The sequence below is a fragment of the Ignavibacteriota bacterium genome (assembly GCA_019637995.1).
Lineage (GTDB): Bacteria > Bacteroidota > Ignavibacteria > Kapaibacteriales > UBA2268 > JANJTB01.
On the sequence record JAHBUQ010000002.1, the window covers coordinates 40391 to 52268 of the forward strand.

Sequence of the window (11878 nt, forward strand, 5' to 3'; positions counted from 1 at the left end):
TCTAAGTATTGATGTTTAGCATCTGCCTATAAGTCTGGATTACATAAGACTTGAATTGATTATAGTAATTTATTTGACAAGAATTTTGCGATTATATAACTAATTTTTTGTTAAGTTGATATTAATTGCGTATATTTGCTTATTATTTATTTATCTATCATAAATATATAGTTTAGGAAAGATTAATTGAGATATTTTGAATGAACAGCATAAAATATGCATTTATAATACTGCTCTTTTCGTGTTTAATGACAAATTCAATTGTAGCATTAATGAATGAAGAATTCAACCAATCAGAATTAAAGCAAAATTTGTTTTTCCAACTTAATGAAAATATCCAAATTAATAGTAATGTGATTTTTGAGCGACCTTTAAATAGCATCAATTTGAACTTTTTAGGTGATGCATCTTTGATATCGTTCAATTATGAGAGAGCTTATTTTTTTAGCCAGAATTTCTTTATAGCAACAAGAATTGGTATCGGTGTAAATACCGACTTCAGATTTTGTATAGGTTCATGTCCACCACAAGATAGTTATACTACAATTCCACATGGCATTACCGCATCAATTGGGAAAGAGCGACATTATTTCGAGATGGGTATGGGAGGAACCTACATAAATGGCAACGAAATAGAATCTTACCTTTTGTATCCGATAATTGCATACAGAATACATCCGATGATATCAAAAGATTACAATTTCAGAATTTATATTCAGTTTCCGATTGCAGGTGAAGCTGCAGGAAGTATAGTATTTATTCCAATTGGGCTTAGCTTTGGTTTAAGTTTCTGAATAGAATTTATGATGTTATTTTAAAATATATATTAAACAACCCATTTAAGACATTCTATTATGTCGCTTGCAATCATGGAATTTTGCGAAAATTTTTCAGCAGCAATGTCGCCTGATTTTGCGTGAACAAAGCTGCCAAGTGATGCCGCCTCAAACTGTGACAGACCTCTTGCCGACAGTGAGGCAAAGATACCTGTAAGCACATCGCCACTTCCACCGCTTGCCATACCCGGATTGCCGATTGTTGTAATTACCTGCCTTTTACCGTCGAAGGTAATCGCCGGAACTGATTTCAGATGAATAATGCAATTCATTTTTCCTGCATAATGCTTGGTCAATTCATAGTAATTTTCACTTATATCTTTAGGGGCAATTTTTGTCAGTCGAGCAAATTCATAGATGTGAGGAGTAAGTATAACATTCATATTTAGTTTATCATTTGCAGTGAAGGCTTTGATGGCATCAGCATCAATTACAAACTTTTTATCGGGAAATTTCTCAACAATATTTCTAATCAAAGTAAGTGTTTCAGGCTCGTCACCAATTCCGGGACCTATCGCGATAGAAGAACATTTTTCAACCATTTTCGATAGTTCCCCGAAATTATCAGGACAGATAAAGCCTCCTGAATCAGATTTCAGGTGAATCTGTATAATTTCAGGAGCCAGAGCGTTATGAAATGCAGTAGAAGCAAGGTAAACAAGCCCTGAGCCGCATCTTGTAGCGGCATTGGCTGTCAGAGCGGCAGCTCCGGGATACTTCCGTGAACCTGCAATAATCAACACCTGACCATAATCAAATTTCGAAGAGTTCATCTCCCTTTTGCCAATCATTTTCTCAATATCATGAGTTTCATAGAATTTTGCAGAAGCAAATTGTCTGATGAAATCATCATTCAGCCCTAATGAAGCTATCCTGATTTCATCAAAATAATTTTTATTATTATTTAAAAAAAAGCCAACTTTTGGAGCAAGCATTGTAATAATTAAATTTGCTCTGAATGCAGAATTATGTTTTTTTCCGGTATCGGAATTCATCCCTGCAGGCATATCTATTGCTACTTTGAAGCCAATTTTACTATTTACGGAATCCAGTAATTTAATAATATCACCCCGCAAATTCTCGCTTCCACCAACCCCAATAAGAGCTTCTATATAGCAATTATAATTTTTTTGATTTAATTCATTTGTAATTATTTCAGGATTACCTTCAATAACTTTTAAATTCATTTTTTGACAGATTTCATAATTCACTTTGGTTTCATTACTCATTTTGGATAATTCTGCTATTGAGAGAACAGATATCTTTCCAAACCCAAGTGTATCAAGGTGCCTTGCCAGAGCAAAACCATCACCACCATTATTTCCCGAGCCACATAAAATGCAAATTTCATCTTCCATCTTAATGTATTCTGTTAATATTTGAGCGGCAGAACGGGCGGCATTCTCCATCAAAATTTGAGATGGTATGCCGTAATGTGTCATAGCATAGTTATCAGACTTGACTGACTCATCTTTTGTTAATACTGAAATTGACATTTTCAAACACCATTTAAATAATTTATTTTACAAAAGTAAGTAATAGAAATGAAAATTCCGAATTATTTAACAAAGAATTACTTTTATTCGTCTATACATACATAAACAATTCAAATTAATTAATTAATTTACAAGAAAATATGAGAGCTTTAATAACCGGAGCAACTTCGGGCATTGGATATGATATGGCTTTGCAGCTTGCAGAACAGGGAATAAATCTTGTTCTTGCGAGCCGAAATGAAGATAAGATGATTGGGTTGAAAAATGAATTAAGCAGTAAAGTTGAAGTAGATTATTTTGTGTCAGACTTATCGAAAGAGAAATCTGCAAAAAAATTATACAATGAAGTTTGCTCAAAATATCCTGAAATTGATATACTAATTAATAATTCCGGTTACGGGCTTTTTGGAAAAAATAATGATTTTGACCCTGATATGCTCGAAGAGATGATAATACTGAATGCGGCATCTCTGACTTCGCTATCACGACTGTTCGGGAATGATATGTCCAAGCGTGGCAAAGGATACATTCTGAATGTCGCTTCAACAGCAGCCTTTCAGCCTATCCCCTACTTTGCGGCATATTCTGCAAGTAAAACGTATGTAAGAAATTTCTCTAAATCTCTTCATCATGAACTAAAAAACAATGGAGTTTCAGTTACTTGTCTTCATCCGGGACCTACATCTACAAATTTTTTTGAAGTTGCACTAAAAGGTGAAAAATTCAAATTATTTGAAGGGAAACCAATGATGACATCTAAAGAAGTTGCGAGAATTGGAATAAATGCAATGTTTGAAAGAAGAGTAACAGTCACTTCAGGAATTTCAAATCAGTTAATCTCATTTTTTCTGCCACTAATACCATTAGCAATAGTTGAGCGTGTCCTTAGAAATTATATTAAAGGCTGACATTTGGAGTTTTGTCAATGATTTTTTTCAGTAGTAATTTATTTCGCCTGATTGATTGCTCTGCAACGTAAATTTCAGAACTCAATATTTTTCTTCTAAATGCCACCCATTTACTGTCATCAAGTTTATCTTTATAACAGAATGGTTCTTCAGCTTTAAGTCTGGCAAGTTTTTTCTTTTCATCAGAAATAAATTTTTCGTACATTCTAATTTGATTTTTTAGAAATTCCTCCTCAATTCTCATATCAGGGAAATCTTCTGGAATATCTTCGCAAATCAGCTGGTCAAAAAGTCTAAGTCGGGATAAGTTACTAGTCCTGTAAGCATCCTGAATATTATTCCAGTACTTATTATAAACTTCGCTTTCGCCATTCAAGTCAGGGTGAAGTTTTTTGACTATACGGCGATAAATATTAGCAATTTCGTACTGAATATTAGTTTCATTTTTAGGAATTATATTAGATTCAAAATCTCTTGTAATTATTTCAAAAATATCAATGTCTTCTTTTCCGGTTGAGTTATATCTGATTTTTGAAAAGTTTAAATTATAAGTATTGATGATGTAACTTTTAGGAATAATATGATTATTTTGATATTTGCCTAAAATTTGACTTACTCTTTCGTCCATACTTGCAGCAGTAACTTTTTTGTCTTCAAGTGTAAGTTCAAGTTCTTCAAACAAAATTTTATATCTGTGAATAATTTCAGGATATACAGTGCTTTTGAGATAATACCACTGATTAAGCAAATAAAGAAGCTCAACCCGAAGTTCTCTTATACTGTTTCTGAGTTTTGCAATATAGACAGAATTATGCATTTTCGGAATCATTCGGAATCCATTCCAATAAGTTCATCCAGAGCAGTAAGCGCAAATCTAAGGTGAGGGATAACAATTGAGCCACCAATTACAAGCGCAATATTAAGCGTTTCGTTGATTTCATTTCTTGAGGCGCCGCACTCAACAGATTTTTCAAGATGGTATAAAATACAATCATTGCACCTGAGGACTGCCGAAGAGGCAAGCCCCATAAGCTCTTTATACTTTGGCGGAACTTCACCATCGGAATATGCATTTGAATCAAGATTATAAAACCTTTTGTAAGGAAGAAAATCCTGCTTCAATACAGCACTATTGCCTGCTTCCCGCCTATTATGAAAATCTGTGAAAATGCTCATAAAATTATATATTGAATAAAATAATAAACCTAATTGACGTATATTCAGATGATTATTTTAAGACGATTTTCATCATTGAATAATCATCATCAAGTATATCTTTTCCTGATAATTCCTTAATATATGCAAGCAAATTGTCAATTTCGAAATAGTCTTTACCGGGATTTTTTATTACAAAATCAAACATTTCATCAAGTTCCCAGATAATTCCGTCGGGCTTTTCAATTTCATAAACACCATCGGAATAAATAAAAATTTCCGCAGGAAGTTCGAGCTGAACTTCACTGCTTGTATAAGGAAATTCAGGCAATCCACCAATAATAAAATTATCATTGGCGAGCTGTAAATTTTCACCATTCGGCAACTTTACAAAAGCAGGAGGGTGACCACCCGAAGCATATTTTAAAGTTTTTGACTGCTTATTAAAAACGCCATACCAAATAGTAAAATAAAGTCCGTTATGGTCAGACATCTGATAAGAGCGGTTCAATGCCGCAAGCAAGCTTGCCGGGTCTTTATAATCAGCACCGGCGAGAGATTCACCTCGAAGCACGTTCAAGGCTGAAACTGACATTAATGCCGAACCAACACCATGTCCACAGACATCAAGCAAATACATTGCAAAATTATCACTATCCAACCAATGATACCCAAATGCATCTCCACCAAGCTGAGCCGAAGGAATAAATCGCCAGAAAGTATCCACTTCATTATTTTTAATTGGTGGCGGCAATAACGATACAACATATTCTCCGGCTTTGGCAAGCTCTCTGGCAAGTGCATTTTGACTTTTTTCAAGTGACTCGTATGCCAAATTTCTCTCTAGAAGATTAATATAACCCTGCGAGTGATAACGAATTCTTGCAATTAATTCAATTTTATCCGGCAATTTCACCAAATAATCATTGGCACCAACTGAAAAAGACTCAGCCTTTGTAGTGGCTTCTTCTTTTGAGGATAACACAATAATTGGTATATCTTTGAGTTTTGCTGATGCTCTGTAAAATTTAACCAGAGTTAAACCATCAATATCAGGCATTACCAAATCCTGGAGAATCACTGTAGGTTCGATATCCTGAGCTGTTTTTATCGCTTCAGCCGGCTGTTGACAAAAGTGAAGCTCGATATCGCTTTCATCTGCGAACATTCTTTTAACTGTCTCTCCGACAATCATTTGGTCATCAACCAGCAGAACCTTAATTTTTAAATTCGATTTAATTGGATTTAGAATTTCCTGTATAGAATTAGACATTATCTCTCCTTAAGTATATTTTTTTTATTATAGCATCGGCGATTTCACCTATGGGTAAAATTTCAGAAGCTGCATTCAGCTCTTTAGCTGCTTTTGGCATTCCATATACGACAGACGTCTCTTCATCCTGAGCAATTGTATGCCAGCCTGATTTTTTCAGTTGTCTCAGACCATAAGCGCCGTCACTTCCCATTCCTGTGAGAAGCACAGCAACATCGGGATAAATCCAGTTTGCTTGAAGACTATTAAAAAACACATCAACCGATGGTCTGAAATGATTTTCCAAAGGTTCTGAAGCATACTCAAACTTGCCACTCGAATTCAGATACAAGTGGTCGTTGGTACTGGCAACATATATATTTCCATTATCAGGGGATTTGCAGTTTTCAGCAATTTTTACAGGCATAGATGAGTAATTGGTGAGCCAATCAGCAAGGCCAATTGCAAACTGAGCATCTACATGCTGAATAATTACAATCGCCGCAGGAATATCAAAAGGTATTTTCTCAATTATTTGAGATAATGCTTTAGGACCACCTGTGGAAGCGCCAATAGCAATTAGTCTTGTTCTTTGGCTGTTATCTGAAAATTTCGAGATGTTCTTAGGTACAACTTTATGATAATTTATCAATTTTTTGAATATTTCTATCTTTTTAATTAAATCATCTGCCCCAATAACCTCACCTGTCGGGCTTAAAACAGGAGTACTCACAACATCCAAAGCACCGTAGCCCATCGCCTCAAAAACTTTACCCTGATTTCCGGAGACTGAGGTAGTAACAATCAAAATTGCAACCGGAGAAATTTTCATTATTTCACGTGTAGCTGTTGAGCCATCCATCAAAGGCATAGTGAGATTCATTAAAATTAAATCAGGTTTAATATACTGAAATTTCTCAATAGCTTCCTTGCCGTTTTTTGCAGTCCAGATAATATCATATTCCTGATGCATTTTTAGAGTGCGTCTTAAAACTTCGATTTCTAGCTCGATATCATTAACTATTGCTATTCTCATAATTTACTAAGGTTTTCCAATCAGGTCAATAACTGCTTCTAATAATGTATCATCGTGGAAACTGCTTTTTGTGAGATAGTAATTTGCTCCGGCTTCAAGTCCGAGTCTTCGGTCTTCTTCACGGTCTTTGTAAGATACAATCATTACTGGAATTTCCCTGAATTTAGGATCACTTTTAATACGTCTGACCATTTCGATACCGTTCATTCGCGGCATATCAATATCGCTGATAATTAAATCGAACTTGTCTCTGTGCAGTGTATTCCAGCCATCAATACCATCAATAGCCACTGTAACATAATATCCTCTGTTTTCAAGCAATTTACGCTCAACTTCCCTGACTGTAAGCGAATCATCCACGACAAGTATATGCAAAATCTTTTTGCCGGCTTTTTTGTCATCGGAAGCAACTCTGTCAATTTGTCCGGATTTTGTTATTCTATCAATTGACCTTACAACATCATCAACATCAAGAATCAGAACAGGGGTACCGTCCTCAAGAATTGCACCCGATGAAATATTGGGAATTTTTCCCAATTTCCTGTCAAGAGGCATTACTACAAGGTCAGGTTGGGAAATAAGCTTATCAACTGCAAGACCATAACGATTTAGTCTGTCACTAAGAATTACTACATGATAAAAAATATTTGGAGAATTTTCCCTGCCAAGACCGAAAATCTGTCTTGCATTAACAATGCCGATATTTTCACCGCCATATTCAATATATTGTAAATTCTCAACTGATTTAATATCATTCCGATTGAGAGTCAATACTCTGTCAATCCTCGATAACGGTACTGCATAAGGCTCTGCACCAACTTCTACAAGCATTGTACGAATAACTGATAGTGTAAGGGGCAATTGAAGCTGGAAAATTGTTCCTTTTCCAAACTCGGAATCAACTTTGATTACACCACCCACCACATTTACCATTGAAAATACTACATCTAAACCTACACCTCTTCCTGAAATTTCGGTTACTTCATGACGGGTAGAAAATCCCGGAAGAAAGAGAAAATCATAAAGTTCAGCCGTACTAAGTGAGGAAGCCATTTCATCAGTTGAAAAACCTCGATCAACAATGGATTTTCTCAAGTTATCTACATTTATGCCTTTTCCGTCATCTGAAATCGAGATAAGAAGCATTCCCGAACTGTGACGAGCTTCAAGAATAATTTTTCCGGTTTCTGATTTTCCTGCAAATATTCTTTCATCACCTGATTCTAAGCCGTGGTCAATCGCATTACGAATAAGATGATTAAGAGGCGCTTCGAGTTTCTCTAAAATATCACGGTCAACTTTAGTATTTTCACCTTTAATTTCGAGCTCTACTTTCTTTCCAAGCTGACGTGAAACATCTCTGACAAGCCTTGGAAAGCCTACAACGCCTTCGCTGAAGGGTTTCATACGTGTTTCGACAGCTTCATTGTATAAACGGTCTGATGTCATCTCAAGACGGCGTGAGAAATTCTCAAAATTTTCGATGTAATTTATAATAGTTGATAATATAAAATCAAGTTGCTTTGAAGACTCATGAAATTTTGCATTTATGTCATCTGAAATTCCTTCGCGGTATAATTCTTGATATATTTGTTCTTTGAATGAATTTAGTTCAAGGAGTCCAACTTTAATCTTTTGCATATCCTTCGAAAATGGCTTCAAAGATTTAGTCTGAACAAGAATTTCACCGGTTAGTCCAAGTAAACGGTTCAAATTTTCAGAAAGTACTCTTACAAAACGCTCTTCTTTTTTATCAAAACCTGAATTCGGAATGTGAATTTCAGAATCAACTTTTTCATGTACATTTTGGTTTATTATTTCATCTTTTTCTTTTTCGGACACCTTAATATCTTCGGTTTGTAGAGATTGAGCTGAGCTTAAAACTGAAGTAGGAATTTGTGGTTGGTCAAGATTGTTTATAATTGATTCTATATCCAATTCTCTGAAATATTTAATCAGCTCTGCAATATTGCTATCTGGCATTTTGCTGAGTAAAGTTACTGCATATTCAACAGCATTCAAATTAACATTAATAGATTTGCCACTAATAATTTCATCGAAAATATTTTCAAGTTTAGAGCCAATCAGAAAAGATTCTTCGATGCCTACAATTCTTGATGCACCTTTGATAGAATGAACCGCCCTGTGCAAGTCAGTCAAAGCATCTGTGTTAAGATTTCCATCAGGACTTAATAATTTTTCGATTAAAAATTTTGAATTGGAAAATATTTCACTTTTGAACAAATCCATCAAAGTAGAATCAATCTGAATATTTTCAGGAGTTCTTCTATAATTTTGAGTTTCTGTTAATGTCGGATTAATAACATCTTTTTTAGTCGAAGTTCCATTCTTGCCATTTTTATGTACAGTTACTGTTTTTTGTGCCGGTGGTGATGATTTCAGATTGCTAATCAGTACTTCAATTTCATCTGATTTATTGTCAATTAAATCGGGTATTTCATTAATTTCAACATTCAATAATGAAGAATAAAAATCACTGCATTCAAGTAAGGTTTGAATAGTTTGCCCGCTAAGCTCCATGTCATTTTTTCGGGCATTTTCAAAAATATCTTCCATTTCATGAGCAAGTTTGACAGCTTTATTCAGACCAATTATTCTTGCCGCTCCTTTAATTGAATGAGCAGCCCTCATCAGTGATTCGAATATGCGGGGACTGCAGTTGGTTTCAAGCCCAAGTAGTCCGCGTTCCAAAGTTTTGCTGTGACTTTCGAGCTCAATTGCAAATAGTTCGAGCATTGTGGTGTCAATATTCTGAGATGCTTGGCTCACCATACCACCTTTTTATCAATCAATGAAAAGAGTTTAAAATCATCAATTATTGATATTGTTCTGCTATTATGAGAAATAATTGATTTTGTTACTGTATTGTCAGATTTTGTTACCGTTAGTGGAGGTTGCGACATTTCTTCTTCCGAAATTGAAGAAACTCCTAAAAACTCATCTGCCGGAAAAGCATATCTGGTATATTTATCAAATATAATTAATATATACTTGTATTCATTTTCTTTACCATTCAGAGTATCCGGCATAACACGCGGCAGATTCAAAAATTTTGCAAGCGAAATACACACCAAAAGTTCGCCATTGACATTAATGATACCGTGTAAATAATCATTGGTCCTCGAAGGAACGAAATGTACAAATTTATTAACAACTGCTTCCTGAAAAATATTTGTATTCAGTGCTAACCATTCATCTGCAATTCTGAATATTACAAAAGATTTCAGGTCGCGCGTCTCAGGCTCCTTGGGAAGGCTTATGATACTGGTCCATTCCTTAATCATATCCGGTGATATTTCCCTCTCAAGCAAATGTCTTCCACCTAAGGCGTAAACAGGGCAATTCTTACAATGATGAAATTCATCCAAATATTCACACACACCTGAGCCATAAACACCTTCTACATCCCAGCATTTGTTTCCTTTTTCAATTCTGACTTTGCGAATATCCATATTAATTTTCCTCTGCTGATTTATTCATTCTGATGAAAGCACGTTCTGCTCTATCTCTGAAAATATTAGCTCTGTCATTTTCTCCTGAAGCTTCGTAAATCAGGCTTAAATGAACAAGGGATTCATAGTGGTCAGGCTGCAGATATAATACTTTTTTAAAATAATCAGCCGCATTTGATGAATTACGCAAAGCATTCTGAATTAATCCCATATAATAAAGTGCTTCGAAATTAGAATATTCATTTTGAAGTATAATATCACAAATCTTCTCTGCTTCAATAAATTCTCCGGTATCAGCCATTTTTTTTACAGTTTCAATATTATTTTCTGATGCCGCAGGTATTGACAAAACAGTCTCAGACCTTCTACGGGAAATTGTTGGTTTATTTTTTAGCGAAATTTTTGGTGTTGATTTTGAGTTTATTACAGGTTTATTTTGTTGAATTTGAATGTTAGTTTGAGATTTTGGTTCAGCTATTTTTTTACAGGCAAATGCCATATTATGCTTAATCTGCTCGAAGCCGTGGCGTGTAAAAAAATTAATTTCAGAAAGTCCAACAAGTAAAGCTCCGTCATCTTTAAGCAATCTGTTGATATTAGCAAGCACTTTCGACCTTGCTTCTTCATCAAGATATATCAATAAATTTTTACAAAAAATAAAATCATATTGGATTTGATTAATTAAAAAATTTTCTTTAACAAGATTATCTTCAATAAATTCAGGTATGGATAATATCTCATCAGACAATTTATATCCATAGTTGTCATTAGTGAAATATTTTTCTTTAAATCCACTGTACTCATTTCTAAATGAGGAATTGCGAAAATAACCTGTCTTTGCATGTTTAATCGAATTAATGCTGATATCACAGGCTGTTATACTGACTGAGTTTTTATCTAAACCGCAATCCATTAGCAACATCGCAGCAGAAAACGGCTCCTCTCCGGTGGAGCATGGCACAGATAATATCCTCAAAGGATTAAAAGATGAGTAATTATCCTTGAAATTTTCTAAATGATTTTTGATATAATTGAAACACTCTACATCTCTGAAAAACCAAGTCTCAGGAACCTTAATCTCCTCAATTAAAGTTTGAAATAGCAATTTATCACTTTTAATCTTTTCGGAAAATTCATGAGTTGACTCAATAGAGGCAGCCTGCATAGAATTGCTGATACCACGTGCTATAGAAAGCAGACCGATTGAGTCGGTATTTAGTCCGATTTCAGCAGAAAGAAATTCCAATATGCTCTGATAATCATTCATATTATACTATATCGTATTATCATCATGAAAAATTGTTATTTTCTCTAAATAAATTTTTTTCGGATTTAAAATTGGAATAATTTGACCATTCATAATCATAGTTTTGTCAATATAACCACTCATTTGCATTGCTGTTGGAATATCTTCAAAACTATCAGATTTGATAAAAACAGTTTCGGTAATTTGCTGAGCCAGTAGCCCGAAGCTACAATTTTCATTACCGGAATCTATCATAATAATTCTTGTGCTCAAAAATATTTTTGATGGTATATTTTTCAATAGTATTGACAGGTCAATTACCGGACAAACCCTGCCGCGATAATTAATCATACCTTTTATATATTCAGGTGTTGAAGGCAGCTCGATGAATTCAACCACAGGAATAATTTCCTTGATATTGTCAATCATCATTGCATAAGTCTCACCGGATATTTCTAATGGAAGAATAAGCATTC

11 protein-coding genes are annotated in these 11878 nt (G+C 34.6%); 2 read left to right on the forward strand and 9 right to left on the reverse strand.

The window, feature by feature from the left end:
- Positions 1-248 precede the first annotated feature (248 nt).
- A complete protein-coding gene (locus tag KF896_06255; GenBank protein MBX3043301.1) occupies positions 249-794 on the forward strand; it encodes a hypothetical protein in 546 nt (181 codons plus the stop codon).
- Between the two features lie 32 nt (positions 795-826).
- Here KF896_06255 and KF896_06260 read toward each other — a convergent pair whose 3' ends face one another.
- Complete coding sequence (locus KF896_06260; protein MBX3043302.1) at positions 827-2332, reverse strand: NAD(P)H-hydrate dehydratase; 1506 nt, start codon at positions 2330-2332, stop codon at positions 827-829.
- Between the two features lie 140 nt (positions 2333-2472).
- Between KF896_06260 and KF896_06265 the strand changes: the two genes are divergently transcribed.
- On the forward strand, positions 2473-3240 hold the full coding sequence (locus KF896_06265; protein MBX3043303.1) for an SDR family oxidoreductase: 768 nt from the start codon (positions 2473-2475) through the stop codon (positions 3238-3240).
- Here the strand turns inward: KF896_06265 and KF896_06270 are convergent.
- Genes KF896_06270 through KF896_06305 form a run of 8 tightly spaced genes read right to left on the reverse strand, consistent with a single transcriptional unit; the run spans position 3230 to position 11876 of the window.
- Entirely contained in the window at positions 3230-4069 is an 840-nt protein-coding gene (locus KF896_06270; protein ID MBX3043304.1) for a hypothetical protein, read from the reverse strand. The two genes, KF896_06265 and KF896_06270, sit on opposite strands and share 11 nt — an antisense overlap.
- On the reverse strand, positions 4066-4416 hold the full coding sequence (locus KF896_06275) for a carboxymuconolactone decarboxylase family protein (protein MBX3043305.1): 351 nt from the start codon (positions 4414-4416) through the stop codon (positions 4066-4068). The genes KF896_06270 and KF896_06275 overlap by 4 nt, the downstream gene beginning before the upstream one ends.
- A 52-nt stretch (positions 4417-4468) precedes the next feature.
- The gene (locus KF896_06280) at positions 4469-5668 is read right to left on the reverse strand and encodes a fused response regulator/phosphatase (protein ID MBX3043306.1); all 1200 of its coding nucleotides are present in this window, start codon (positions 5666-5668) and stop codon (positions 4469-4471) included.
- Positions 5661-6683 (reverse strand): chemotaxis-specific protein-glutamate methyltransferase CheB, encoded by a 1023-nt coding sequence (cheB, locus tag KF896_06285; GenBank protein ID MBX3043307.1) that lies wholly within the window; start codon positions 6681-6683, stop codon positions 5661-5663. Before cheB ends, KF896_06280 begins: the two co-directional genes overlap by 8 nt.
- A 6-nt stretch (positions 6684-6689) precedes the next feature.
- A complete protein-coding gene (locus KF896_06290; GenBank protein MBX3043308.1) occupies positions 6690-9473 on the reverse strand; it encodes a hybrid sensor histidine kinase/response regulator in 2784 nt (927 codons plus the stop codon).
- On the reverse strand, positions 9470-10156 hold the full coding sequence (locus KF896_06295; protein ID MBX3043309.1) for a chemotaxis protein CheW: 687 nt from the start codon (positions 10154-10156) through the stop codon (positions 9470-9472). The genes KF896_06290 and KF896_06295 overlap by 4 nt, the downstream gene beginning before the upstream one ends.
- A 1-nt stretch (position 10157) precedes the next feature.
- Positions 10158-11423 carry a hypothetical protein gene (locus tag KF896_06300; GenBank protein ID MBX3043310.1) on the reverse strand — a complete coding sequence of 422 codons (1266 nt, stop codon included), beginning with the start codon at positions 11421-11423 and terminating at the stop codon, positions 10158-10160.
- 6 nt (positions 11424-11429) lie between these two features.
- Positions 11430-11876, reverse strand: a complete 447-nt coding sequence (locus tag KF896_06305; protein MBX3043311.1) for a chemotaxis protein CheW — start codon at positions 11874-11876, stop codon at positions 11430-11432.
- Positions 11877-11878: the final 2 nt, after the last annotated feature.

Bases quoted from the DNA above. Each gene is read 5' to 3' on its own strand.
- KF896_06255 (MBX3043301.1), top strand. From the start codon at position 249: ATGACAAATTCAATTGTAGCATTAATGAATGAAGAATTCAACCAATCA.
- KF896_06260 (MBX3043302.1), bottom strand. From the start codon at position 2,332: ATGTCAATTTCAGTATTAACAAAAGATGAGTCAGTCAAGTCTGATAAC.
- KF896_06265 (MBX3043303.1), top strand. From the start codon at position 2,473: ATGAGAGCTTTAATAACCGGAGCAACTTCGGGCATTGGATATGATATG.
- KF896_06270 (MBX3043304.1), bottom strand. From the start codon at position 4,069: ATGATTCCGAAAATGCATAATTCTGTCTATATTGCAAAACTCAGAAAC.
- KF896_06275 (MBX3043305.1), bottom strand. From the start codon at position 4,416: ATGAGCATTTTCACAGATTTTCATAATAGGCGGGAAGCAGGCAATAGT.
- KF896_06280 (MBX3043306.1), bottom strand. From the start codon at position 5,668: ATGTCTAATTCTATACAGGAAATTCTAAATCCAATTAAATCGAATTTA.
- cheB (MBX3043307.1), bottom strand. From the start codon at position 6,683: ATGAGAATAGCAATAGTTAATGATATCGAGCTAGAAATCGAAGTTTTA.
- KF896_06295 (MBX3043309.1), bottom strand. From the start codon at position 10,156: ATGGATATTCGCAAAGTCAGAATTGAAAAAGGAAACAAATGCTGGGAT.
- KF896_06300 (MBX3043310.1), bottom strand. From the start codon at position 11,423: ATGAATGATTATCAGAGCATATTGGAATTTCTTTCTGCTGAAATCGGA.
- KF896_06305 (MBX3043311.1), bottom strand. From the start codon at position 11,876: ATGCTTATTCTTCCATTAGAAATATCCGGTGAGACTTATGCAATGATG.